The sequence below is a fragment of the Bacteroides sp. RCH18 genome (assembly GCF_058231005.1).
The window spans coordinates 82,801-108,718 of sequence record NZ_JBIPTC010000001.1; the positions used below are offsets into that span (position 1 = coordinate 82,801).

20 protein-coding genes are annotated in these 25,918 nt (G+C 37.0%); all 20 read left to right on the forward strand.

All coding sequences use genetic code 11. The features are described from left to right. The first annotated feature begins 137 nt into the window (after positions 1 to 137). The 20 genes from rfbA to ACHLI0_RS00370 all read left to right on the forward strand — a co-directional run bounded on the left by rfbA (position 138) and on the right by ACHLI0_RS00370 (position 25,866). Entirely contained in the window at positions 138 to 1,025 is an 888-nt protein-coding gene (gene rfbA / locus ACHLI0_RS00275) for a glucose-1-phosphate thymidylyltransferase RfbA (RefSeq protein WP_195211786.1), read from the forward strand. 30 nt (positions 1,026 to 1,055) lie between these two features. Beyond that, positions 1,056 to 1,625 carry a dTDP-4-dehydrorhamnose 3,5-epimerase gene (rfbC, locus tag ACHLI0_RS00280; protein ID WP_008766022.1) on the forward strand — a complete coding sequence of 190 codons (570 nt, stop codon included), beginning with the start codon at positions 1,056 to 1,058 and terminating at the stop codon, positions 1,623 to 1,625. Between the two features lie 3 nt (positions 1,626 to 1,628). Beyond that, positions 1,629 to 2,489, forward strand: a complete 861-nt coding sequence (gene rfbD, locus ACHLI0_RS00285) for a dTDP-4-dehydrorhamnose reductase (RefSeq protein WP_008766021.1) — start codon at positions 1,629 to 1,631, stop codon at positions 2,487 to 2,489. A 2-nt stretch (positions 2,490 to 2,491) separates the two neighbouring features. Beyond that, positions 2,492 to 3,565: a dTDP-glucose 4,6-dehydratase gene (gene rfbB, locus ACHLI0_RS00290; protein ID WP_490748180.1), complete on the forward strand. Its 1,074-nt coding sequence runs from the start codon at positions 2,492 to 2,494 to the stop codon at positions 3,563 to 3,565. A gap of 61 nt (positions 3,566 to 3,626) precedes the next feature. Next, entirely contained in the window at positions 3,627 to 4,949 is a 1,323-nt protein-coding gene (locus tag ACHLI0_RS00295) for a flippase (RefSeq protein ID WP_490748181.1), read from the forward strand. A 3-nt stretch (positions 4,950 to 4,952) separates the two neighbouring features. Next, on the forward strand, positions 4,953 to 5,933 hold the full coding sequence (locus ACHLI0_RS00300) for a nitroreductase family protein (protein WP_490748182.1): 981 nt from the start codon (positions 4,953 to 4,955) through the stop codon (positions 5,931 to 5,933). Positions 5,934 to 5,936: 3 nt separating this feature from the next. Beyond that, on the forward strand, positions 5,937 to 7,196 hold the full coding sequence (locus ACHLI0_RS00305; RefSeq protein ID WP_490748183.1) for a polysaccharide pyruvyl transferase family protein: 1,260 nt from the start codon (positions 5,937 to 5,939) through the stop codon (positions 7,194 to 7,196). 3 nt (positions 7,197 to 7,199) lie between these two features. Further along, the gene (locus tag ACHLI0_RS00310) at positions 7,200 to 8,477 is read left to right on the forward strand and encodes a hypothetical protein (protein WP_490748184.1); all 1,278 of its coding nucleotides are present in this window, start codon (positions 7,200 to 7,202) and stop codon (positions 8,475 to 8,477) included. Beyond that, a complete protein-coding gene (locus tag ACHLI0_RS00315) occupies positions 8,464 to 9,555 on the forward strand; it encodes a glycosyltransferase WbsX family protein (protein WP_490748185.1) in 1,092 nt (363 codons plus the stop codon). Before ACHLI0_RS00310 ends, ACHLI0_RS00315 begins: the two co-directional genes overlap by 14 nt. Positions 9,556 to 9,599: 44 nt before the next feature. Beyond that, positions 9,600 to 10,706 carry a glycosyltransferase WbsX family protein gene (locus tag ACHLI0_RS00320; RefSeq protein WP_490748186.1) on the forward strand — a complete coding sequence of 369 codons (1,107 nt, stop codon included), beginning with the start codon at positions 9,600 to 9,602 and terminating at the stop codon, positions 10,704 to 10,706. Positions 10,707 to 10,726: 20 nt separating this feature from the next. After that, positions 10,727 to 11,797 (forward strand): glycosyltransferase, encoded by a 1,071-nt coding sequence (locus ACHLI0_RS00325; protein ID WP_490748187.1) that lies wholly within the window; start codon positions 10,727 to 10,729, stop codon positions 11,795 to 11,797. 2 nt (positions 11,798 to 11,799) lie between these two features. Next, positions 11,800 to 13,074, forward strand: coding sequence for a Coenzyme F420 hydrogenase/dehydrogenase, beta subunit C-terminal domain (locus ACHLI0_RS00330; RefSeq protein ID WP_490748188.1), 1,275 nt, complete (start codon positions 11,800 to 11,802; stop codon positions 13,072 to 13,074). A gap of 14 nt (positions 13,075 to 13,088) precedes the next feature. Continuing rightward, positions 13,089 to 14,273 (forward strand): polysaccharide pyruvyl transferase family protein, encoded by a 1,185-nt coding sequence (locus ACHLI0_RS00335; RefSeq protein WP_490748189.1) that lies wholly within the window; start codon positions 13,089 to 13,091, stop codon positions 14,271 to 14,273. 150 nt (positions 14,274 to 14,423) lie between these two features. Next, positions 14,424 to 15,440 carry a glycosyltransferase family 4 protein gene (locus tag ACHLI0_RS00340; RefSeq protein ID WP_490748190.1) on the forward strand — a complete coding sequence of 339 codons (1,017 nt, stop codon included), beginning with the start codon at positions 14,424 to 14,426 and terminating at the stop codon, positions 15,438 to 15,440. A 42-nt stretch (positions 15,441 to 15,482) separates the two neighbouring features. Next, complete coding sequence (locus ACHLI0_RS00345) at positions 15,483 to 16,250, forward strand: WecB/TagA/CpsF family glycosyltransferase (protein ID WP_008760760.1); 768 nt, start codon at positions 15,483 to 15,485, stop codon at positions 16,248 to 16,250. Between the two features lie 153 nt (positions 16,251 to 16,403). Then, complete coding sequence (locus ACHLI0_RS00350) at positions 16,404 to 17,810, forward strand: undecaprenyl-phosphate glucose phosphotransferase (RefSeq protein ID WP_490748191.1); 1,407 nt, start codon at positions 16,404 to 16,406, stop codon at positions 17,808 to 17,810. Positions 17,811 to 17,865: 55 nt separating this feature from the next. Next, positions 17,866 to 18,666, forward strand: a complete 801-nt coding sequence (locus ACHLI0_RS00355; protein WP_490749540.1) for a polysaccharide biosynthesis/export family protein — start codon at positions 17,866 to 17,868, stop codon at positions 18,664 to 18,666. A gap of 11 nt (positions 18,667 to 18,677) precedes the next feature. Then, positions 18,678 to 21,122 (forward strand): GumC family protein, encoded by a 2,445-nt coding sequence (locus ACHLI0_RS00360; protein WP_490748192.1) that lies wholly within the window; start codon positions 18,678 to 18,680, stop codon positions 21,120 to 21,122. 262 nt (positions 21,123 to 21,384) lie between these two features. After that, the gene (locus ACHLI0_RS00365; protein ID WP_490748193.1) at positions 21,385 to 24,129 is read left to right on the forward strand and encodes a SusC/RagA family TonB-linked outer membrane protein; all 2,745 of its coding nucleotides are present in this window, start codon (positions 21,385 to 21,387) and stop codon (positions 24,127 to 24,129) included. An 18-nt stretch (positions 24,130 to 24,147) separates the two neighbouring features. Further along, positions 24,148 to 25,866 carry a RagB/SusD family nutrient uptake outer membrane protein gene (locus ACHLI0_RS00370; protein ID WP_490748194.1) on the forward strand — a complete coding sequence of 573 codons (1,719 nt, stop codon included), beginning with the start codon at positions 24,148 to 24,150 and terminating at the stop codon, positions 25,864 to 25,866. Positions 25,867 to 25,918 lie beyond the last annotated feature (52 nt).

The window sequence follows — 25,918 nt, forward strand, 5'->3', positions numbered from 1 at the left end:
TCGGACACTTCATGTCTGACTTTTAGAACTATTTTTTTAATCTCGGAAGGTAATCTATTTTTTTAATAAAATATTCAATTTTTGAGTGGAAGGATATATACCCTGCCACTCAAATCTTGAGTACTAATAACAAATCAATGAAAGGAATTGTTTTAGCCGGTGGTTCAGGTACTCGTTTGTATCCGATCACAAAAGGAGTGAGCAAACAACTGCTCCCTATCTTTGATAAGCCAATGATTTATTATCCTATTTCGGTATTGATGTTGGCTGGTATACGTGAGATTCTGATAATTTCTACTCCTTATGATCTTCCGGGCTTTAAACGTCTTTTAGGAGATGGCTCTGATTATGGTGTACGTTTTGAATATGCAGAGCAACCTTCTCCAGATGGATTGGCTCAAGCATTTATTATCGGAGAAGAATTCATCGGTAACGATTCTGTTTGTCTGGTACTAGGTGATAATATTTTCTATGGTCAGGGTTTCACCCGTATGCTGCAAGAAGCTGTGTATACTGCAGAAGAAGAGAATAAAGCTACTGTTTTTGGATACTGGGTTGCCGATCCTGAACGTTATGGTGTTGCCGAATTTGATAAAATGGGGAATGTTCTGAGTATAGAAGAAAAACCTATTCAGCCAAAATCTAATTATGCAGTAGTCGGTCTTTATTTCTATCCTAATAAAGTGGTGGAAGTAGCTAAAAATATCACACCATCTTCGCGTGGTGAATTAGAGATTACGGCGGTGAATCAGCAATTTCTGAATGATCAGGAACTTAAAGTGCAACTGCTAGGTCGTGGATTCGCTTGGCTGGATACAGGAACTCATGATTCTTTATCCGAAGCCAGTACTTTTATTGAAGTTATTGAGAAACGTCAAGGGTTGAAGGTAGCATGCTTGGAAGGTATTGCCTTACGTCATGGATGGATTACTACTGATAAAATGCGCGAACTGGCCCAGCCTATGCTAAAGAATCAGTATGGACAATATCTGTTAAAGGTAATTGATGAGTTAACACAGAAATAAACTTAATACTTAATTTTCAAAATAATCACAGTGGAAGTTATTAAAACAGCTATAGAAGGTGTGTTCATTATTGAACCTCGTTTGTTTAAGGATGATCGTGGCTATTTCTTCGAATCTTTCTCGCAACGGGAATTTAACGAGAAAGTTCGTAAAGTGAATTTTGTACAAGATAATGAGAGTAAGTCTAGTTATGGGGTGCTACGAGGTTTACATTTTCAGAAGCCTCCTTATGCACAAAGTAAATTAGTTCGTGTTATTAAAGGTGCTGTTTTGGATGTTGCGGTAGATATTCGCAAAGGCTCACCAACGTTTGGAAAGTATGTATCTGTAGAACTGACAGAAGATAATCATCGTCAATTTTTTATTCCTCGTGGTTTTGCTCATGGATTCAGTGTGCTGACGGATGAAGTTATTTTTCAATATAAATGTGATAATTTCTATGCTCCGCAAAGTGAAGGGGCTTTGGCATGGGATGATCCTGATTTGGGTATTGATTGGAGAGTTCCGGCAAATGAGATTGTATTGTCTGAGAAGGATAATCATCATGAATTATTGAAAGATGCTTCTTGGTTGTTTAACTATAATGAAAGTCTATATTAAATAATGAATATTCTAGTAACTGGAGCTAATGGTCAGCTTGGTAATGAAATGCGATGCATAGCAGCTACAAGTTTGAATAATTATATATTTACTGATGTTGCAGAGTTGGATATTACAGATTTAGATGCTATTCGTAATATGATACATTTGGATAATATAAAGGTAATTGTTAACTGTGCTGCTTATACGAATGTAGATAAAGCAGAAGATGATTATGATATGGCAGACTTATTGAATAATAAAGCTGTAGAGAATCTGGCTATTGCTGCAAAAGAAGTTAATGCTACTTTAATTCATATTTCGACTGATTATGTATTTCAAGGTGATAAGAATATGCCATGTGGAGAAGACTGTGAAACTAATCCTTTAGGTATTTATGGCAAAACAAAAAGAGCAGGAGAACAAAGCATCCAACGTGTGGGCTGTAATTATTTGATTTTTCGTACAGCTTGGCTGTATTCTCAATTTGGTAAGAATTTTGTTAAGACTATGCGACAGTTAACCGCTGATAAAGATAAATTGAGAGTTGTTTTTGATCAGATTGGTACACCTACATATGCAAAAGATTTGGCTGATATTATTTATAGAGTGATTGAGGGGGATCAATATCACAAACAAGGTATCTATCATTTCAGTAATGAGGGTGTTTGTTCATGGTATGATTTTGCTAAAGAAATCTGTGAATTGAGTGGAAACAGTTGTGATATTCAACCTTGTCATAGTGATGAATTTCCTAGTAAAGTAAAACGTCCTCATTTCTCAGTATTAGATAAAACAAAATTGAAGCTGGCTTTTGGTGTCGAGATTCCTTATTGGAAAGATTCTCTTGTGAAATGTATTAATGAACTTAAAGAAAATAATTAATCATGAAATTCTCAAGAAATATAATGATCACTGGTGGCGCTGGTTTCATTGGTAGTCATGTTGTCCGTCTGTTTGTGAATAAATATCCCAGCTATCGTATTATCAACTTAGATAAACTGACTTATGCTGGAAACTTGGCTAATCTGAAAGATATTGAAGATAAACTTAATTATGTTTTTGTAAAAGCTGATATCTGTGATTTTGAAAAAATGATAGAGTTGTTTAGTGAGTATAAGATAGATGGGGTTATTCACTTGGCAGCTGAAAGTCATGTAGATCGTAGTATTAATGATCCTTTTACTTTTGCTCGTACGAATGTAATGGGAACCCTTTCTCTGCTTCAAGCGGCTAAATTAACTTGGGAGTCTCTTTCTGAAGGTTATGAAGGCAAGCGTTTTTATCATATATCTACAGATGAAGTTTATGGAACCTTAGAGTTTGATGATACTTTTTTTACGGAAGAAACTAAGTACCATCCACATAGTCCTTATTCTGCTAGCAAGGCTAGCAGTGATCATTTTGTGAGAGTATTTCATGATACTTATGGCATGCCAACAATTGTTACTAATTGTTCAAATAATTATGGTCCTTATCAATTTCCAGAAAAGTTGATTCCATTATTTATTAATAATATTCTATATGGAAAACCACTACCAGTTTATGGTGAAGGGAAGAATGTTAGAGATTGGTTATATGTGGTAGATCATGCACGTGCCATTGATGTTATTTTTCATGAAGGAAAAATTGCAGATACTTATAATATTGGTGGTTTTAATGAATGGAGAAATATTGATTTAATCAAAGTTATAATTAAAACAGTTGACCGTTTACTGGATAATCCGGAAGGAACTTCAGAGAAACTTATAACTTATGTGACTGATCGTAAAGGACATGATTTACGCTATGCTATCGATAGTAATAAACTAAAAAAGGAGTTAGACTGGGAGCCTTCACTTCAGTTTGAAGAAGGAATAGAAGAGACAGTGAGGTGGTATTTAGATAATCCGACATGGATGAATAATGTGACGAGTGGTGATTATCAGAAATATTATAGTACGATGTATAGGGGAATGTAAAATATATGAGAGTGGTTTGTTTGAATATTTTTACATTTAATGGCCTTGGTTTATTATAGATATGATTTTAGTGAAAAAGTATTCAAGATTATCTGATTCTAGAAAAAATATCATAAAGAATCTATTCTGGGCTATTTTAGGGAAGGTGGTTAATGTTTTAGGTGCCTTATTTGTAGGAATTCTAGTTGCTAGATATTTAGGACCATCCCAATATGGTTTAATGAATTATGTGATAAGCTATGTCACTATTTTTATGATATTATCAGCTTTCGGGCTTGATAATATTGAAATTAGAGAATTGTCGCGTAAAAAAGGTAGAGAAAATGAAATTTTAGGTACGACTTTTACTTTACGAATCATATTTTCTCTTATAACATTGTTGTTAGAAATAGTGACATTAATCATATATAAAGCTGATTCTTATACTACTCTTCTGATAATAATTTACTCCATAAGTATTTTTATGAGTAGTTTTAATGTTATAAGAAATTACTTTACTTCAATTGTTCAGAATGAATTTATAGTCAAGACTGAAATATCGCGTACCGTTATTGGAGCATTAATTAAAATAATACTGTTATGGCATAAAGCCCCTCTGATCCTATTTATTATTGCGGCTGGTTTTGATACAATTTTAGTTGCAAGTGGTTATGTTATTGGCTATAGAAAGGTGGGGGCTATTATGGAATGGAGATATAATAAGTCTTTGGTTCCGTTTTTACTAAAAGAGTCTTTCCCTTTGTTACTGTCAGGAGCAGCAATTATAATTTATCAGAAAATAGATCAGGTGATGATTGGTAATATGCTTGATAATAAGTCTGTTGGTTTTTTTGCTACTGCAGGTAAATTTGTAGATGTTGTTTTATATATCCCTATGGTATTAGCACAAACCTTGACCCCATTATTAGTTCGAGTGAAGGAAACGGATCTGATATCGTATAATATAAAAAAACAGCAGTTTTTGGATATAATATTATGGGTTTCTATAATTTTATCCTTATTGACATCACTGCTGGCATATTACATAATAAAATTCACATTTGGTAGTAATTACCTTGCAGCTGTTCCTATATTACAAATTATGGTATGGAAAACAGTTGGCATGGCACTTTCTGTTTCATCTGGGCAATTGATGATTATGGAGCATATTCAAAAAATGAGTGTAATAAGGAATATTGTGGGATGTGCACTTTGTGTCATATTGAATTATTTACTTATTCCAGTTTTAGGTATTATAGGCTCTGCATGGGTGACAATAATAACTGTAATTGTTAGTGGATATATTGTAAATGCATTTATTCCTGCATATAGAGAAATATTTAAAAGTCAATGTAAGTCCGTGCTTTGGGGATGGAAAAGTTTGTATAATTTCAGAAAATACTAAATAATGAGAATCCTTATTGATAAGATGAAATATGCTCTGATTAAAGAAGGGTATATCTTTATTAAAAAAATATTGAAACATAATGCCTCGATAAATACTGATGAAGATATTATGAAGATGCAGTATACTATTCTTAGACAGAATCATGTCATCGAAAAGGGAATGTCTATGCGTTTTCCTCGTAAAGGATTTGGTCAGGATAAGGTGTTGTTTTTAATATGTCGATTATCGAAATACTACGATTTATATGGAAAAAGAGATTTGTTTTTTCTTATTTATCCGTTGTCGACAATCTTAGAATATATCAAATATACTAAGAATAACGGTGTTGATATATCTTCTATTGAAGCAGAATTTAAAAGACTTTATGAGAAAACAGGTTTTACTATTTCAGATTTAGAAGCCAATGAAGGAGGAATTAAACTAATTTCGAGAATTGATATTTTGAATTCAGTGCAGAATCTAGATTTTAAGTCCTTTGTGCAATCCAGGCATTCAATTAGATATTTTAGTCCGGAACTACCCGATTACAAATTAATAGAAAAGGCATTAGAAATAGCACAATATACACCTTCGGCATGCAATCGTCAAGGATGGATGGCTCATATATTTATGGGGGCGAAGAATCGTGACCTGTTGGGTTGGCAAGGAGGGGCAAATGGATTTTATGAAGAAATACCTATGAGTATATTGGTTACTGCCAATATGAGTGCATTTTTATCTTATGAGCCTAATCAAGTGTATGTTGATGGTGGACTATATGCAATGAGCTTATTGTATGCTATTCATTCTCAAGGACTGGGGACAATTTCATTGTCATGTGGTTTTTATAGTTCTAAATTGTCAACACTGTATGAAAGATTTGATATTCCTGATAATGAAGTACCTATAATGATAATAGGTGTTGGGTGTTTGCTAGAAAACTTCAATATTGCTATTTCGAAGAGAAAAGATATATCCAGAACTACTGTCATACATAAATAATTTATGAATATTTTATTAATCAATCAGCCTTTAAATAATCGCGGTGATGAGGCAGCCCATAAAGCTTTAGTAAGGACTCTTTCTAAAGATTATCCTGATAGTCATATTGAAGTTTTATTTATTGATGCAAATCCTGATAGTGTGGAGCAATTTGAGATTTCTGCAACAAATATTGAATATATAAATTTATTGCCTAGATATGATAGTCATAGTATTTCCTATCGAATTTATAGGCGTTTTATATTAGATAATACTATGAAGTTATTGAAATCTCGTTTATTGCAGAAAAAATCCTGGAAATGCTGTGTTAATCCTAAGATCATGTTGATAAAAAAAAAGATGAAACAGGCTGACATTATTATTAATTCACCTGGTGGAATCTGTATGGGAGGATTTCAATATTGGCCACATATTGCCTTATTATCGATTGCCAAGTCTTTACATAAACCTATTGTTTATTATGGTAGATCATTTGGACCATTCCCCACTGAAACAAAAGATAACATCATATTTAAAGAAATAAGTTTAGACCTTCTGAATTATTTTAAATTTATCTCAATACGTGATTCTAAAACCGAACAGTTAGCTGATTCATTAGGTGTTGAATATGTAAAAACTGTTGATACTGCATTTTTGGAAGTCCCTCGGGTTAATATTCCTATTGAGATTAGAAAAAGCATTGGTGATGGAGAATATATGGTTTTTGTCCCCAATTTGCTTATATGGCATTATGCTTATAGGAATATTCCCAAACAGCAAATCTTGAAATTCTATTTGGAAATGATTCAATGCATTGTTGAATTATATCCATCTCTTAAAATAGTAATGTTGCCACAGACCTTTAATTATAAAACGGAACTAATGGATGATATTAATTTATTTAAAGAATTAAGTCAAAAAACATCCAGTGAAAATATTATAGTAATATCGGATCAATACAGTTCAGATATTCAACAAACAATTATTTCTTCAGCGAAGTTTGTAGTAGGTGCCCGTTATCATTCGGTTGTTTTTGCGATCAATAATAATGTTCCATTTGTGGCTTTGAGTTATGAACATAAAATTGCAGGATTATTAAATACACTTGATAAAACAGACCGAATGATTGATATCACAGGTTTATCGGATGTCAATTTCGATTATGATTCTTTTTATTTATCCTTTAAAAAAATGATAGTCAATTTGAGTAGAGATGAAAATACAGCTACAAGAGCTAGGAATATTGCATATGATTGCTTCTACAAAATGTTGGAAATTATTTAGTTTATGGATGAGGCTCTGATTTATCTTATTTTATATTCTATAGCTTTTATAGGATGTTATGTTTATTTTCTACTAAAAATGAAAAAACACACTATAGGAGTAAACTTATTGCTTATTTATGCTATTTCTTCTTTTACTACTATATATTTCTACTTGAATACATCTCAAGATATTGGCAAGATATATGGGGAGGCGTTAATTTATTTGTTTGGGGCATTTATGGTATGCTTTTACCCATTATTGAATTTTGATGAAACTAGAATAAAAAGAATTAGTATAACTTCTAGAGGACATAAATTTATAGTATATACTAGTGCTTTTTTAGCGTTAATAATGTGGGAAGGTACTTTTGAGGTCTTTAGGAATTGTCTGGATATTAGTGCAAGTCAGTTGGCTTCTATTTATGATAAGCAAGAGACTGGGAGTAATTTAAGACTATCTTGGATCGGGGGTAAAATTATAATGATTACCAATGCTTTTGAATTCTTGCTTCCTATTTTTGTCTTTTATTTACTGCAATATAGAAAAAAATATTTGTTGATAATTATAGGACTTTCCTTGGGAATTCTATCATTTATATTAATGGCATATGCTAATGCTCAAAGGATTTCTATTGTAAAAACAATCCTTTATTTATTCTTAGTATTTTTGGTATTTCGTCCTTTTTTAGACTATAGGATTTGTCGTGTTATTAAATATATTGGGGTATCTGTGGGAGGCCTTTTGTTGTTGATAATAATTGTGACAACATTAGTGCGTTATAATGATAAAGATAATGTGAGTATAGATATCTGGACTTGGGTATCTTTATATACAGGAGAAGGACATCTGAGGTTTGCTGAAATAATATGGGGGAAATTAAAAATATGGTCAGTGGGTGACAACTGCTTTGCTTTGATTAAAGACATTTTAGGTTTGCCTACTTTTACGGATAATTGGTCACGAAGAGAATATTGGGAGATTAAACAGGGGATACCCACGTATATTTTTTATACTTACATCGGCGATTGGGTTGCAGATCTGGGATATTTGTTGACATTTGCCTGGTGTTTTGTAATACAAAAAATTCAATTATTTCTGCTTCCTTCCAAATCAAAGAATACTATTACTATTGAGAAGTTAATTCTGTTATTGCTAATATGGCAATTTTTCTATTTAGGATTCACTTTTTATATTTATAAACCATATGCAGTGCAATTGAATGTTTTATTTGCAGTGTTTTTTTGTATTATACTTCGTCTAACTAGATTTTATAAAAGTAACAACTATGAAAAAAAATAGAATAATAGCAATCTATTTACCACAATTTCATCCCATACCCGAGAATGATAATATTTGGGGGAAGGGATTTACAGAATGGAATAATGTAGCAAAGGGCAAGAAGCGTTTTATAGGGCATTACCAACCTAGGTATCCTGCGGATTTAGGGTATTATGATTTAAGACTACCTGAGATCAGGGAGCAACAAGCAACTCTTGCTAAAAAAAATAATATTGATGGTTTTTGTTATTACCATTATTGGTTTAATGGCAAGAGATTACTGAATAAGCCTTTAGATGCGGTTCTGACGAGTGGAAAACCTGACTTTCCTTTTATGTTATGTTGGGCGAATGAAAATTGGACTAAAGCATGGGACGGGAAAAATAATGATATTATAGTGCATCAGGATTATTCATTAGAGGATGATCTTAATCATATACGTTTTCTGTTGAATATATTTAAAGATCCTCGCTATATACGGATTGATAATAAGCCAGTTTTCGCTATCTATAAATCACATCTTTTTCCTGATATTGAGCAAACTCTTAGGGTGTGGAGAGAAGAAGCGATGAAAAAGGGAATAGAGTTGTATATTTGTCGTTTTGAACATTTTGATTATCAGGGAGCTAAATATCTTGAGTCAGGTTTTGATGCTGCTATACAATTTACGCCATATTTGAAAACCAGTAGACTCCAAGATTCATTATTGTATAGATTAAATAAATTGTCTACAAAAATATGTGGTAAACCTAAATTTTCATATGTTTATGATTATGAGAAGTATACAAAAAAGAGATTGAAAGACCCCTTGCCTGCTTATAAGAGATATCCATGTATAACCCCTATGTGGGATAATTCATGCAGAAGAGTTAACAGGTCATTTTTTGCATTAAAGAATTCTACTCCTGAAAAGTATAAATATTGGTTGGTAGAAGCAATGAAAAAGTTTGTACCGTATAGTGATGAAGAGAATTTATTTTTCATTAATGCATGGAATGAATGGGCTGAGGGAAATTACTTGGAACCCGATTCAAAATGGGGGCATGGTTATTTGCAGGCAACAAAAGATGCTGTTGATGAGATTTCTAACGTAGATTGATATGCTAGTACTTAGTGTAAAAATAGAACATTAAAATAAAATAGATGAAAAAGGCCAGAGTTATAGCATTCTATCTTCCACAATTTCATCCAATACCGGAAAATGATAAATGGTGGGGAAAAGGATTCACAGAATGGACTAATGTAGGTAAGGCTAAGCCTTTATTTAGAGGGCATTATCAACCTAGAGTCCCCGCTGATTTGGGGTATTATGATTTAAGAATGCCAGAAGTTAGAGAGGCACAAGCGCAATTAGCAAAAGATGCAGGAATCGAGGGCTTTATGTATTGGCATTATTGGTTTGGAAATGGCAGGAGATTGTTGGAACGTCCTTTTAATGAAGTATTAACGACTGATAAGCCTGATTTCCCTTTTTGTTTAGGGTGGGCTAATCATAGTTGGACACGTAGAACTTGGAATAGTAATGCACAGTCTTGTAAGGATGTTGATTTGTTGTTACAGACTTATCCTGGAGATAATGATATAATTGAACATTTTCAATGTGTTTTGCCTGCATTGAAAGATCATCGATATATTTGTGTTGATGGAAAACCAATGTTTATGGTATATGATCCGCTGTCTGTTCCTAATATGAATAATTTTATGAAGATCTGGAATGAACTGGCTATAAAAAATGGATTGACTAATGGTATTCATTTTGTAGGGTTAGCGAGTGGATGGTTGGATAAGTATCAGAAAACTTTAGATTTAGGATTAGATGCAATTGCCCCGTCAAATTTATGGTATGCAGAATCTAAAGTAAAGGGGAAATATATAAAATTAGTAGAACATAAGCTTCGCAAATATTTTCCTTCCATTGCCCCACTTGACAAGTATAAATATAAAGATATAATAAAGAATTTCTATACTGACTATGATAGATTGGAAAATAGCTATCCTTCTATTATTCCTAATTGGGATAGGTCTCCAAGAGGAGGTAGAAGAGCTGTCATATACACAGGGTCGACGCCTGAATTATTTAAACGACATATTGAAGATGCTATAAAAATAGTAGAGAATAAAAAGGCGGAGCATAAAATTATATTTTTGCGTTCTTGGAATGAATGGGCCGAAGGAAATTATGTAGAACCAGATATAAAGTTTGGGCATGGGTATCTGGATTCATTAAGGAGTGTTATTTTGGAAGAATGATAAATAATGAGATTTCTAATATGAAAATTGTACATATTCTAAATTCTCTTAAAGGGGGAGGTATTCAGAATCTCTTATTGTCGTTAGCTCCTGAGCAGGTAATAAAAGGGTGTCAAGTATTAATTATAGTTGTAGATAATGACGATTATGAATACTGTACACGTTTAAAAGAAAAATTTGAGAACAATGGTGTGCGGGTTTGTTATTTAAATAAAAAATTGCATAGTAAAATCTCATTTTTGAAAACCTTGATAAAATGTAGGAATATTATAAAGAAAGAACAGCCCGATATCGTAAATACACATGGGGAAATCTGTCACATATATGGAGCGGTGACTACTTGGGGAAGGAAAATCAAACATTGTATTACTGTTCATAATGCCCCCGAACATTGGAATAAATTAAATATCCTCTTTAATGGAAGTAAACCTTTGATTTTTTGTTCGGAAGCAGCTTATTCTCTTAGGGTACAAAAGAATAAAAGCTATGAAGTGATAAACAATGGAATTTCTCCATCTATTGTACAAACTAAGGAATGCGTAAATTTAAGAGATGAATTGAATTTAAGTCATAATGATAAAATTGTTGTCTCAGTAGGATCTTTGCGTCCTCAAAAAAATTACGATTTCTTAAAAGAGATTTCGACTGCGATGATGGATGAACATATCCATTTCTGCGTATGTGGTGGTAATTATGGAAAGGGGTATATTAATACTAATTCTTTTAAAGAATATAAGAATATCCATTTCTTGGGACTTAGGTCTGATATTTCAGCTATAGAGAATTCTGCAAATTTGTTTTTGAGTTGCGCTACGTTTGAAGGGTTACCGATTGCTGTTTTAGAGGCTTATTTTAATGGGATACCATGTGTCCTTTCTCCCATAGAGCAACACATTAATATATCTAATGTTTCAAAATGTTGGATACCAGAATCCTTCAAAGTTTCTGATTTTATCGTGACTATAAAAGAAGCCTTAAGATGCGAAGATAGTCATGATATTATATATGCTGAAAGACTTCCATTTATTGAAAAATACAGCATTTCTAGAACCGCAGAACTCTATATTGAATATTATAATAATTTATTGTAATAATGGGAAAGAGTATACTATATACGGTCAGTAATGGCTTGTGTACCGGATGTGGCATTTGTCAAGGGGCATGTCCAAATACTTCAATTACAATGCACGTCAAAAGTGGAAGATTTCTACCAGTGGTTGATCAGAAATCATGTAAGAATGATAAGGGTTGCCATCGTTGTTATGATATTTGTCCTGGGGTAGGAGTTAAACTCAATTGTATAGCGAAAGAGGAATTTAGCGGAGCTGATACATTCTATAATGGGAAAATAGGATATTATAGGAAATGTTTTACAGGGTACAGTAATAATTATGATGTGCGATATCATAGCGCGTCTGGAGGAATGGTTACTCAGTTACTTGTTTGGATGCTTGAAAAAAAACTTATTGACGGTGCAGCAGTTACGGCCTTTAGATCAAAAAGTGAATTGTTGGTTCATTCTTTTATTGCTACAACTAAAGAGGAAATTCTTTCTGCGAAAAGTTCTAAATATGCACCTGTTACATTAAATAATATCATTCATGATATAAAAGCTAGAGAGGGGAAATTTGTTATTGTAGGATTACCTTGCCATATCCATGGTCTCCGTAAATATGAAAAAATAGATAAAAAGTTTAAGGACAAGGTTTTTGCTTATTTTGGTCTATATTGTTCTGGAAGTAAAAGTTTTTATTTAACAGAGTATGTCTTGGATAAATATAATATAAATATGAAAGGGCTATCATATTTATCTTATAGAGATGAAGGATGTTTAGGAGGAATGGTCGCAAAAGGTGTTGATCCTCAATCAAAACAATCATATAGGTTCTACGAAGATTATCAGAAATATAGCCATCCTTTACGGTCTTTTTTTGTTCCTAGAAGATGTTTGTTTTGTATAGATCATTTTGCTGAATTGGCTGATATTTCTTTTGGTGATATTCATGTAATGCCTTATTCGTTAGATAAAGTTGGAATAAATTCTTTAGTAACACGAAAATCAGGAATGACTGAACTACTTTATGAAGCAGCGAGCGAGCGAGCGATATCTTTGTCAGATCTGAATGAAGATGTGCTATTGTCATCACAAATTGCAGTAAAGCAAAAAAAAAAACGGGCATCAACTTTTATTAAAATAGATAGAATATTAGGTCGTAAAGTACCAAAATATGATGTTAAACTTGATGATAGCTTTGTGTGCAGATCAGTCTTTTCATATGGATTCAATATGTTACAACAGTTTGTTGGCAACCATAAATCGCTTTGGAATATTATAAGTGTACTCAAGAAAAAAACAACAATTGATTAAAAGAATAATGGAATATGAGAAATAAGAAAAAAATAGGATGTGTGATTGCTTATTCTGATAATCATAATAATTATGGAACATCACTTCAAGGTTTTGCAACAATAAAAAAAATACGAGACTTGGGATATGGTTGCGAAATAATCCGTTATAAAAAGCAATTGACTCTATTTGAGAAAATCAAGCTTATATATCTGATGTTTCGCTGTGGGGGAACAATGGATAAGATACGCATTGTAAAAGAACGTTTGAATATGAAACTTCACCCTATGTACAAGAAAAATATTCAGGAAAGAACAGATGCTGTTAATGAGTATAAATTGAAACGATTGATTCCTTTATTTCATGAGTATGTTGGCTATGAAAAATTGTGCCAAGGATCATTAAATTATGATGTTGTATTAGTTGGGAGTGACCAGGTTTGGACACCACTAAGTTTATATAGTAAATATTATAATCTGCTGTTTGTTAGTGATTGGGTGCCCAAAGTTGCCTATGCTTCGAGTTTTGGAGTATCTATAATTCCTTCTTTCCAACATGAGGAAACAAAAAGATTCTTAAACCGGTTCAATAAAATAGGGGTTAGAGAAATTCGTGGTAAAGAAATTGTGGAAACAATCTCTGATAATCAAGCTACGGTTGTGGCAGACCCTACAATGTTATTAACTAGAGAAGAATGGCAGCAAGAAATTGCAGAATCAGATATTCAGAAAAAGGAGCCGTATATCTTTTGTTATTTTTTAGGAACAAATCAAGAGGCAAGAGAAGCCGTTAATAATTTGAGGGATCAAACTGGGTATAAGGTGGTTGCTATTAGGCATATGGATGAGTTTGTGCCTAGTGATGACGTTTTTGGTGATGAGGCTCCATACAATGTCAGTCCTAATGATTTTATTAAATATATTAGTGAAGCCTCTTATATTTGTACTGATTCTTTTCATTGCACAGTCTTTTCCATTATATTTCAACGCAAATTCTTAACATTTTATCGCTTTAAGAAGCATTCTCTTACTTCTAGAAATTCCCGTATTGATAGTTTGTTGGAGTACTTTGATTTATCAGATCGGTTATATAATGGCGACATTTGTTCTATAAAAAATAATATTGATTATAATGATGTAAATAGGAAGCTTTCAATATTAAGAGAAGAATCTATTATTTTTTTGAAAAACGCATTGGAGCTCCCTCGAAATACAATTTAGTAGGGAAAGTAATAGATCAATTCTTATTCAGCTCTTATTAACAGATATCTATTTAAGTAAGAATATTTGGAATCTAAAAACATATAAATTAATATGCCTTATTTCATATCAAAACCGTTGTCTAAAAGAATCCTTTTTTTAGGAGTCTCAATGAAGACGAAAGGTGGGATGACTGCTGTACTTACTTCTTATGATGAATACATTGAAAACATGCGTTTTATTCCCACATGGAAACTAGGGAATAAGTTTGTGAAAGCGTGGTATGCCTTGCAGGCATTAATACGTACGTTTTTTCTTTGTATATTTGATAAAGATATTGAAATAGTTCATATTCATGGCGCTGCCAATGCTTCATTTTATCGTTGTAAGCTTTTTATTCAATTAGTAAAAATATTTAAGAAGAAAGTTATTTTACACGAGCATGCTGCAGATTTTGTTGATTTTTATAACAAAGCAACAAATAAAGAAAAGATTGTCGATGCAATTAATATTTGTGAGCGATTGATCGTACTTTCTGAGTCTTGGAAGATCTTCTTTTGTTCTATAGGTGTGGAAAGACAAAAAATATATGTGTTGAACAATATTGTTTCTCCTCCGATTATTCAATTTCCGAAGCGAGAAGATAATAAAGTTCATCTCTTGTTTATGGGTGAAATTAGTAAAAGAAAAGGAGCTTTTGATTTATTGCTGACATTAAGTGAAAATCGGGAATATTTTAAAGATAAGTTAAGTGTAAGACTAGGTGGCAACGAAGTAGATGGGGATATAAGAGCTTTTATAAAACAACATGAATTATCTTCTTTTGTAAGTTATGAAGGATGGATTTCCGGTCAAAAGAAAGTTGACTGTTTGAATTGGGAAGATATTTATATTTTGCCTTCTTATAATGAAGGTCTTCCTGTTGCAATATTGGAAGCTATGAGCTATAGCCATCCTGTTATTTCTACTCCAGTTGGTGGAATCCCCGAGGTTGTATATTCTGGGGTAAATGGTATGTTGATAGAACCGGGAAATTTACAGGGAATGAGAGATGCTTTGAAAGTATTTATAGAACGTCCTGATTTAATTTCTTGTTATGGGAAGGAAAGTTTTCGGCTGGTTCAACCTTATTTCCCTGAAAATGTGTTCAAACAGCTTACTACTATTTATCATTCATTATTGGAATAGCTTTTGGGAGAAAATAGTTATTTATTATTCATATAATTAGTTATGGTTGAAAATGTAGTCCGTATATTGAATGTGGACATACACTCTATTACTCAGCAGGAACTTTTACAAAATCTGAAGAAGGGCATTGTAATCACTCCGAATGTAGATCATTTGGTGAAACTTCAAAAAGATGCTGGTTTTTACGCAGTTTATCAAAAAGCTGATTGGGTGATTTGTGATAGTAAAGTTTTATATTTAATGTCGAAATTGCTAAGGAAAAAATTACCTGAAGCAATTCCTGGTTCTAGTTTCTTTACTGCTTTTTATCAATATCATAAAGATGATAAAAATTGTAGGATATTTCTTCTGGGAGCGGCAGAAGGAGTGGCTGTAAAAGCGATGGAAGAAATAAACCTGAAAGTAGGGCGGGAAATAGTTGTGGGAGCCTTTTCTCCTTCCTATGGCTTTGAAAAAGATGTAGATGAATGTAATATGATTCTTGATATTATACGTTGCTCGGGGGCTAATATTCTTTTGGTCGGAGTTGGGGCTCCTAAACAAGAGAAATGGATTGCTCAATACAGTAAGCAGCTTCCCGAGATTGATTTATTTATGGGGTTGGGAGCTACGATTGATTTTGAAGCAAAGATATTGAAGCGTGCTCCCTTATTTTGGCAGAGAATAGGGATGGAATGGCTATACCGCTGTTTAAGAGAGCCAAGGAGGCTTTTTAAACGTTATTTTATAGATGACATGCAATTTTTTTACTATTTCGTTCTCCAATTATTAGGGTTGTATCGAAATCCATTTAATAAATCTCTGAAGTAAATAGCGGGATAGTGTTAATAGTAATTGCAGCTAGCGGTAACATAAGAAAAATGGGGGCCTTATTTTTTTCATATATCTCGTATAGGTTTACAAGAAATATGTTTTTTATTAGTGTACAAGAGGTGGGTATTGATAAAAAAAATAAGTATAATTATGCAGGAAGTCCGGCGTTTTAATAAAGTTTTAAAATCTAGTGTCCTTTTTGGGGATATTATTCTACTTAATCTGCTTTTATGGGGATTTGAATTTCTTTTTGGTGATCGGTTCTGGTGTGATAAATGTGGTTCAATATATCAGGGAATGGCATTAATTACTTTATGCTATTTGTTTTGTAATATACATTCTGGTGTAATCCTATATCGTTCGGTAGTTCGCCCTGAACAGATAATGATTCGCGTACTTCGTAATATGGTACCTTTTGTTTTACTGTCGACCTGTTTTTTATTACTGTTTGATTTTGAGTTTTCTAATTCTCGTTTTTTTGGGGTATACTATCTTATTTTGATAATGGTGATAGTCAGTTACCGTTTGACATTCCGTCGTTTTTTGGAACTTTATCGTGAAAGAGGCGGGAATATTCGCAGAGTCGTATTAGTGGGAAGTCACGAAAATATGCAGGAACTTTATCATGCGATGACAGACGACCCTACTTCGGGATATCGTGTACTCGGTTATTTTGAGGATGTACCATCTGATTGTTATCCTGATGGAGTTTCTTATTTGGGACAACCTAAAGAGGTAAATGCTTATTTAGAAAAACATGTAGGGAAAGTTTGCCAACTTTATTGTAGTCTTCCTTCCGCACGTAGTGCTGAGATTGTTCAGATTATAAACTATTGTGAGAATAACTTGATACGTTTTTTCAGTGTTCCGAATGTTCGCAACTATTTGAAAAGAAGAATGTATTTTGAAATGTTAGGTAATGTTCCTGTTTTATCCATTCGTCGTGAGCCTCTTGAACTGTTAGAGAACCGGATTTTAAAGCGCAGTTTTGACATAGTCTGTTCTATTTTGTTTTTATGTACTATTTTCCCTCTTATTTATTTGGTTGTGGGGATTGCCATCAAAGTAAGTTCCCCGGGACCTATCTTTTTTAAACAGAAACGTAGTGGTGAAGACGGTCGTGAGTTTTGGTGTTACAAATTCCGTTCAATGAAGGTGAATGCGCAGTGTGATACATTACAAGCTACGGCACATGATCCGCGCAAAACACGTATTGGAGAATTTATTCGGGCGACAAGTATTGATGAGTTACCTCAGTTTATAAATGTTTTGTGTGGAGATATGTCTGTTGTCGGACCACGACCACATATGTTAAAGCATACGAAAGAATATTCTCAATTAATTAATAAGTTTATGGTTCGTCATTTTGTGAAACCTGGTATAACTGGCTGGGCACAGGTCACAGGGTATCGAGGTGAGACAAAAGAATTATGGCAGATGGAAGGTCGTGTGACACGCGATATCTGGTATATTGAACACTGGACATTTTTATTGGATTTGTATATTGTATATAGAACTGTATACAATGCTATTCGTGGGGATAAAGAAGCTTATTGATAATTACGAATTCCAGTTTGCTTTATTTGATAAAATTTAAATTACTGAATATATGATGAGAAGACTAAACAAGAGAATTTGCTGGTTATTGCTGCTGTTTTTACTAGCTGGCTGCCAGTCGTACAAAAAAGTACCTTATTTGCAGGACATAGAAGTGATAAGTCAAACAGAACAAAGGGACAATTTATACGATGCTAAAATCATGCCTAAGGATTTGTTGACTATCGTTGTGTCCTGTACGAGTCCGGAATTAGCAGCACCGTTCAATTTGACAGTAGCCAGTCCGAGTAATCTGGCTGCAGCAAGTACGTTAGCTACTACGCAACCTGTATTGCAAACTTATTTGGTAGATAATGGAGGTCGGATTTCTTTTCCGGTACTAGGTGAATTGCAGTTGGGAGGATTGACGAAAAGGCAGGCTGAGCAAATGATAGTGGATAAATTGAAGCCCTATATGAAAGAGACTCCTATAGTGACAGTTCGTATGGTAAATTATAAAATCTCAGTGATAGGTGAAGTTACTCGTCCGGGGACATTTACAATTTCAAATGAGAAAGTAAATTTATTGGAAGCCCTTGCTATGGCAGGTGATATGACTGTTTATGGGTTGCGTGATAATGTGAAACTTATTCGTGAGGATGCTACAGGAAAACAAGAAATTATTACTCTAGACCTGAATAAATCAGAAACGATTCTTTCTCCATATTATTGGCTCCAGCAGAATGATATCGTTTATGTGACTCCCAATAAAGCAAAAGCTCGAAATTCGGATATAGGAAACAGCACGAGTTTATGGTTCTCTGCCACATCCATCTTAGTATCACTTGCAAGCTTATTATTTAATATCTTAAAATAACGTTTGGAATAATGAAAGAAGAAATAATAAACGAAAGACACCCCGATGCTGCTGATGAGAAAATTGATATTCAGGAATTGCTTTTCAAATATATTATCCATTGGCCGTGGTTTGTCGGCGCAGTGTTGATTTGCCTTGTTGGTGCTTGGATTTACTTACGTATGGCTACCCCAATATATAACATCTCAGCTACAGTTCTTATAAAGGATGATAAAAAAGGCGGGGCGGCAGGTATGATTACTGGACTTGAGAATTTAGGTTTGGATGGTCTTGTGTCTTCATCGCAGAACATTGATAATGAGGTAGAAGTGTTGCGGTCTAAGACTATCGCGAAAGAAGTTGTAGAACAATTGGGGCTGTATGTCTCTTATACAGATGAAGATGAGTTCCCTTCAAAAAATATATATAAGACTTCTCCAGTCATAGTTAGTTTGACTCCACAGGAAGCTGAGAAGTTGAGTGCCCCAATGGTTGTTGAGATGGCATTATATACTCAAGGAGGGCTTGATGTGAATGTAGCAGTTGGAGATAACGAATATAAAAAGCATTTTGAGAAATTACCAGCTGTATTCCCGATGAATGAGGGTACTTTAGCTTTTTTTCAATCGCCAGATTCACTTTCTATGAAGAAGGATACAATAGAAGATTCTTCAACTCAAAGTGTGCGTCATATTACTGCTACAATTAATTCACCGATGAGAGTGGCTAGAGCATATTGTGAGAATTTGAGTATTGAACCTACTTCTAAAACGACTTCGGTAGCTGTGATTTCATTGAAGAACTCTAGCTTGCAACGTGGACAGGATTTTATCAATCAGCTGCTTGAAATGTATAACCGTAATACAAATAACGATAAAAATGAGATTGCACAGAAGACTGCTGAATTCATCGATGAACGTATTAATATTATTTCGAAGGAATTAGGAAGTACTGAGGCAAATCTGGAGAACTTCAAACGTAATGCGGGTATTACAGATTTAAGTAGCGAGGCACAAATAGCTTTGACCGGTAATGCTGAATATGAGAAGAAGAGGGTGGAGATTCGGACACAAATCAGCTTGATCGAAGATTTGCGTAAGTATATAAGAGGGAATGAGTATGAAGTATTACCTAGTAATGTGGGGTTACAAGATGTTGCATTAGTTGCAACGATTGAACGATATAATGAAATGTTAGTTGAACGGAAGCGCTTATTACGTACTTCTACAGAAAATAATCCAACCATCATCAATTTGGATACAAGTATCCGTGCCATGAAGTTGAATGTACAAGCTACTCTCGATGGTACTTTGCAGGGAATGCTGATTACAAAAGCGGACCTTGATCGTGAAGCAAGCCGTTTTTCTCGTCGTATTAGTGATGCTCCCGGACAAGAACGTCAGTTTGTAAGTATTGCCCGTCAACAGGAAATCAAGGCCGGACTGTACTTGATGCTTTTACAAAAGCGTGAGGAGAACGCCATAGCATTGGCAGCTACTGCAAACAATGCAAAGATCATTGATGAAGCTATCGCCGATGATATCCCTGTTTCTCCTAAGCGTAGAATGATTTATCTGATCGCTTTAGTATTAGGCGTTGGCATCCCTGTAGGCATCATCTACCTGATTGGCCTGACCAAGTTCAAACTCGAAGGCCGTGCAGATGTCGAGAAACTGACAACCGTTCCTATCGTCGGTGATATCCCATTAACCGACGAGAAGAACGAAAAAGACGGTTCTATTGCCGTCTTTGAGAATCAGAACAACCTGATGAGCGAGACCTTCCGAAACATCCGTACCAACCTTCAGTTCATGCTTCAGAATGACAAGAAAGTGATTCTTGTGACTTCTACCGTCAGTGGAGAAGGAAAATCATTTATCTCCGCCAATTTAGCCATCAGTCTCTCTTTATTAGGAAAGAAAGTGGTGATCATAGGGCTTGATATCCGTAAACCGGGATTGAATAGAGTCTTCCGTCTTTCGACAAAAGAGAAAGGTATTACCTTATACCTTGCAAACCCGGAAACAGATTTGATGAGTCTGGTACAACCTTCGGATATTAATCAGAATCTGTATATCCTTCCCGGTGGAACGGTTCCTCCTAATCCGACCGAGCTGTTAGCGCGTGATGGTCTGGACAAGGCAATAGAGATCTTGAAGAAGAACTTTGACTATGTGATTCTGGATACCGCACCGGTAGGCATGGTTACCGATACCTTGTTGATCGGTCGTGTAGCGGACTTGTCCGTCTACGTATGCCGTGCCGACTATACCCATAAAGTAGAGTACACACTGATCAACGAACTTGCCGAAGAAAAGAAACTGCCTAACCTTTGTACCGTAATCAACGGCGTAGACCTGAAACGCAGGAAGTATGGCTACTACTACGGCTACGGTAAGTATGGCAAGTACTATGGATATGGCAAACGCTATGGCTACGGATACGGTTACGGACAGGAAAAAGGTACTAAACCGTAATCCGGTTCTAAGAATAAACCTAAGAATAAACCTGAGAATAAACGATAGCCTGTTTCAGTCTGATTGACCACAGTATATCCCCCAAGATATAGTCAGTCAGATATAGCCGACCGCTTGATTTTCCCCAATCAAGCGGTTTGTTGTATTCATCTACGTTGACAATATAATTTTTATATCCCATATCAAAGAAAAGCGGGTATCCGGACAACCAGATACCCGCTTTTTTTGTTATATTTGTATTATCCCTTAAAAAATGATAATTATGAAACAACACTACAGACTTACTATTTGGAGCCTTTTCTTTCTGATCACTTCCAGTGGAAGTGCCTTTGCCCAGAGAAAAACGATCACTCCGATAGACTCTCTGATAACGGTAGGATACGCCACCGGAAGTTTAAAAACCATATCCGGATCAGTGGAGAAAATCACGGAGACACAGATGAATAAAGACCAGATCACGAATCCGCTGGAAGCCATACGCGGACGAGTACCGGGCCTGACCATCCAGCGTGGGACAAACGGTCCCGCCGCCTTAGATGCAGTCCGCCTGCGAGGAACCACCTCATTGACCAGCGGAAACGACCCGCTAATTATCGTCGATGGAGTCTTCGGCGATTTGAGCATGCTTACCTCCATTTATCCTACAGACATAGAGAGTTTCACCATCCTGAAAGACGCTTCCGAAACGGCACAGTACGGATCAAGAGGCGCCTCCGGTGTCATCGAAATCACCACCAAGAAGGGGATGAGCGGTAAAACGCAAGTGAGTTATAACGGTATTTTCGGTATATCCACCGTCTATAAGAATCTGAAAATGCTGTCAGCAGATGACTTCCGCCGGGTCGCATCTGAACGTGGCATCTCCATACTGGACAAAGGAAACAACACCGACTTCCAGAAAGAGATAGAACAGACAGGATTGCAACAGAACCACCACATCGCCTTCTATGGAGGCTCGAATGAATCCAGCTACCGTGTCTCCCTCGGTTTCATGGACCGTCAGGGAGTCATACTGAACGAAGACATGAAGAACTTCACCTCCAATATGAACATGACCCAAAAGATGTTCGACGGTTTTCTGAACTGCGAACTGGGCATGTTCGGTTCTATCCAGAAGAATCACAATCTGGTAGACCTTCAGAAAACCTTCTATTCTGCCGCTACTTTCAATCCCACATACCCCAATCACAAAGATCCCGATTCCGGTTCATGGGACGGAATCACTACCGCCAGTCAGATCACGAATCCGTTGGCATGGATGGAAGTGCAGGATCATGACGCCACCTCGCATATAAGTACTCATGCCCGTCTGACTTTCAATCTGATGGACGAACTGAAACTGGTACTCTTCGGCGCCTATACCTATAATATAGTCGAAAATTCCCAATACCTGCCCACCTCCGTCTGGGCGCACGGACAGGCATACAAAGGCACGAAAAAGATGGAATCCCTCCTAGGTAACCTGATGCTGACCTACAAGAAAGGCTGGAAGAAGCATTACTTCGACGCGCTGGCACTGGCGGAACTCCAGAAGGAGACATATACCGGATTTTATACCACAGTCACCAATTTCAATACAGATAAATTCGGCTACCACAACCTGCAAGCCGGCGCCCTCCGTCCGTGGGAAGGAACCAACTCGTACTACGAGCAACCGCATCTGGCCTCCTTCATGGGACGTTTCAACTACACCTATGCCGACCGCTACAGTCTGACAATGACCGCCCGTACCGATGCCTCTTCCAAATTCGGAGCCAATCACAAATGGGGATTCTTTCCCTCCGTCTCCGCCGCATGGGTGATCAGTGAGGAAAAGTTCATGAAACGCCTCTCTGTAATTGATAATCTGAAGTTCCGTATAGGCTACGGTCTGGCTGGTAATCAGAGCGGTATCGACTCCTACACCACGCTGAGCCTTGTCAAACCGAACGGAGTGATTCCCGTAGGAAACTCGGCAGCCGTGTCATTGGGCGACTTGCGAAACACGAATCCCGACTTGAAATGGGAAGTGAAACATACCTTCAATACGGGTATTGACCTGGCCATGTTCGGCAACCGCCTGCTGCTCTCCGCCAATTATTACAACTCCAAAACGACGGATATGCTCTACCTCTACAACGTAAGCGTGCCGCCCTTTACCTACAACACCCTGCTGGCGAATATCGGCTCCATGCGCAACAGCGGTCTGGAAATAGCCATCGGCATCACCCCGTTGAAGACGCAGGACATGGAACTGAACATCAACGCCAACATCACCTTCCAGCAGAACAAACTGCTCTCTCTGAGCGGTATGTACAATGGCGAACTGATTTCCGCTCCCGAATACAAGAGTCTCGCCAGTCTCGACGGAGCCGGCTTTCACGGAGGCTATAACCACATCGTTTACCAAGTAGTAGGCCAGCCGCTGGGCGTCTTCTACCTGCCACGTGCCAACGGACTCGTTTCCGACGGAAACGGCGGCTACACCTATGACATAGCCGACCTCAATGGCGGCGGCGTCAGCCTCGAAGATGGTGAAGACCGCTATGTGGCCGGGCAAGCCGTACCCAAAACAATTCTCGGATCGAACCTCAGTTTCCGTTACAAGCGTTTCGATATTTCAGTACAGATCAACGGTGCCTTCGGACACAAAATATACAACGGAACCTCCCTGACCTATATGAACATGAATATATTCCCCGACTACAATGTGATGCAGGAAGCTCCCGCACGCAATATCAAAGACCAGACCGCCACCGACTACTGGCTGGAAAACGGAGCGTATGTCAACTTCGACTACGTGACACTCGGCTGGAACGTACCGATAGAAAAGGTGCAGAAACTAAAGAAATATGTCCGCTCCCTGCGACTGGCATTTACAGTCAACAACCTTGCGACGATTTCCGGCTATTCAGGTCTTTCGCCCATGATCAACAGTTCGACGGTCAACTCCACTTTGGGGCTGGACGATAAACGCGGATATCCGTTAGCGCGGACTTACACGTTGGGATTGAGTATTAACTTTTAACGGAGGAGGAAAACGATAATGAAAAAGATAAAGCGATATTTGCAGCAGCAAGGATGGCATTTAGAGAGTAAATCTCTATATGATGGAAAAGCAACTCTGCTTGGGGGGAAGATGAACCTGAAAAAGACAGTTGTCTTTCTTATTGTGTGCATTACCTTCTTCTCGTGCGACAAGTTTTTGGAAGAGAGTCCCAAAGACAAACTGCCGGAAGATGAAGTCTACAACAATATTTCGGATGTATATCTGAATGCTGTAGCCTCACTTTACACCTACATCGGCGGTTATAGCGACAGTCAGGGATTGCAGGGGACGGGTAGGGGAGTCTATGACCTGAACACCTTCACCACCGACGAAGCCATTATCCCCACCCGTGGCGGCGACTGGTACGACGGTGGCTTTTGGCAAGGTCTGTTCCTGCACCAATGGGGAATAGAAAACGATGCCATCCAAGCCACTTGGGAATATCTTTATAAAGTGGTGATGCTGTCCAACAAATCCATCGAACGAATAGACAAATTCAGTGCCACCCACACAGATGCCGAACTTCCCGCCTATCGTGCCGAAGTACGCGCTATGCGGGCGATGTATTATTATTACCTGATGGATCTGTTCGGACGTGTCCCGCTTGTACTTACCTCATCCCCGTCGATGAAAGACGTAGTGCAGAGCGAACGGAAAACGATATTCGACTTTGTATTCAAAGAACTGCAAGAATCCGCCCCTTTGCTGGCCGAAGTCCACAGCAACCAGTCCGGTCCGTATTACGGGCGAATCACCCGTCCCGTAGTTGTTTTCCTCTTGGCGAAGCTTGCCTTGAATGCCGAAGTCTATACCGACAACGACTGGACGGACGGTCAGCGTCCCGACGGAAAGAATCTCTTTTTCGAAGTAGACGGCAACCGCCTCAATGCCTGGCAGACGGTTATCGCATACTGTGACCAACTGCAAGAAATGGGCTATCGTCTGGAACCGGATTACAAAACCAACTTTGCCGTATTCAACGAACCGTCTGTCGAGAACATCTTCACCATCCCGATGAACAAGACCTTGTACACCAACCAGATGCAATACCTTTTCCGTTCCCGCCATTACAATCACGCCAAAGCCTACGGACTGAGCGGTGAAAACGGACCGAGTGCCACTATCGAAGCTCTGGAAACCTTCGGCTATGAAACGGCGCAACAGGACCCGCGTTTCGACATCTGCTATTTTGCCGGAGTCGTGTATGATTTAAAAGGAAATATAGTCCGTCTGGACGATGGGACCGTTCTCGAATATTTGCCGTGGAAAGTCGAACTGGATATCTCGAACACTCCCTATGAGCAGACGGCAGGAGCACGCATGAAAAAGTACGAAGTAGACGAAACGGCTACCAAGGACGGTAAACTGATGGAGAACGACATTGTACTGTTCCGTTATGCAGATGTCCTGCTGATGAAGAGTGAAGCAAAGGTTCGTAATGGGGAAGACGGGTATGCCGAGCTGAACGAAGTACGCGGGCGTGTCAACGCTTCCTCCCGAACGGCTACATTAGAAAATATCCTTGCCGAACGACAGCTCGAACTGGCTTGGGAAGGTTGGCGACGGCAGGACTTGATTCGTTTTGGAGCGTTCACGAGAGCATACAGCAGTCGTCCGGAACTTCCTGCTGAGAATAATGGATATACTACTGTATTCCCGATTCCGGAAAAGATACGGGTGATGAATACAAAACTGGAGCAGAATCCGGGATATTAGCCGGATTCATCCATTCATTTGCTATAATATCCCAATACAAACTAAAAGGCTT

Excerpts from the sequence above, each read along its gene's own strand:
- ACHLI0_RS00355 (WP_490749540.1), top strand. The coding sequence starts at position 17,866 with ATGAGAAGACTAAACAAGAGAATTTGCTGGTTATTGCTGCTGTTTTTA.
- ACHLI0_RS00350 (WP_490748191.1), top strand. The coding sequence starts at position 16,404 with ATGCAGGAAGTCCGGCGTTTTAATAAAGTTTTAAAATCTAGTGTCCTT.
- rfbD (WP_008766021.1), top strand. The coding sequence starts at position 1,629 with ATGAATATTCTAGTAACTGGAGCTAATGGTCAGCTTGGTAATGAAATG.
- ACHLI0_RS00325 (WP_490748187.1), top strand. The coding sequence starts at position 10,727 with ATGAAAATTGTACATATTCTAAATTCTCTTAAAGGGGGAGGTATTCAG.
- rfbB (WP_490748180.1), top strand. The coding sequence starts at position 2,492 with ATGAAATTCTCAAGAAATATAATGATCACTGGTGGCGCTGGTTTCATT.
- ACHLI0_RS00295 (WP_490748181.1), top strand. The coding sequence starts at position 3,627 with ATGATTTTAGTGAAAAAGTATTCAAGATTATCTGATTCTAGAAAAAAT.
- ACHLI0_RS00305 (WP_490748183.1), top strand. The coding sequence starts at position 5,937 with ATGAATATTTTATTAATCAATCAGCCTTTAAATAATCGCGGTGATGAG.
- ACHLI0_RS00340 (WP_490748190.1), top strand. The coding sequence starts at position 14,424 with ATGAAGACGAAAGGTGGGATGACTGCTGTACTTACTTCTTATGATGAA.
- ACHLI0_RS00365 (WP_490748193.1), top strand. The coding sequence starts at position 21,385 with ATGAAACAACACTACAGACTTACTATTTGGAGCCTTTTCTTTCTGATC.
- rfbA (WP_195211786.1), top strand. The coding sequence starts at position 138 with ATGAAAGGAATTGTTTTAGCCGGTGGTTCAGGTACTCGTTTGTATCCG.
- ACHLI0_RS00300 (WP_490748182.1), top strand. The coding sequence starts at position 4,953 with ATGAGAATCCTTATTGATAAGATGAAATATGCTCTGATTAAAGAAGGG.
- ACHLI0_RS00360 (WP_490748192.1), top strand. The coding sequence starts at position 18,678 with ATGAAAGAAGAAATAATAAACGAAAGACACCCCGATGCTGCTGATGAG.
- ACHLI0_RS00335 (WP_490748189.1), top strand. The coding sequence starts at position 13,089 with ATGAGAAATAAGAAAAAAATAGGATGTGTGATTGCTTATTCTGATAAT.
- ACHLI0_RS00370 (WP_490748194.1), top strand. The coding sequence starts at position 24,148 with ATGAAAAAGATAAAGCGATATTTGCAGCAGCAAGGATGGCATTTAGAG.
- ACHLI0_RS00310 (WP_490748184.1), top strand. The coding sequence starts at position 7,200 with ATGGATGAGGCTCTGATTTATCTTATTTTATATTCTATAGCTTTTATA.
- ACHLI0_RS00345 (WP_008760760.1), top strand. The coding sequence starts at position 15,483 with ATGGTTGAAAATGTAGTCCGTATATTGAATGTGGACATACACTCTATT.
- ACHLI0_RS00320 (WP_490748186.1), top strand. The coding sequence starts at position 9,600 with ATGAAAAAGGCCAGAGTTATAGCATTCTATCTTCCACAATTTCATCCA.
- ACHLI0_RS00315 (WP_490748185.1), top strand. The coding sequence starts at position 8,464 with ATGAAAAAAAATAGAATAATAGCAATCTATTTACCACAATTTCATCCC.
- ACHLI0_RS00330 (WP_490748188.1), top strand. The coding sequence starts at position 11,800 with ATGGGAAAGAGTATACTATATACGGTCAGTAATGGCTTGTGTACCGGA.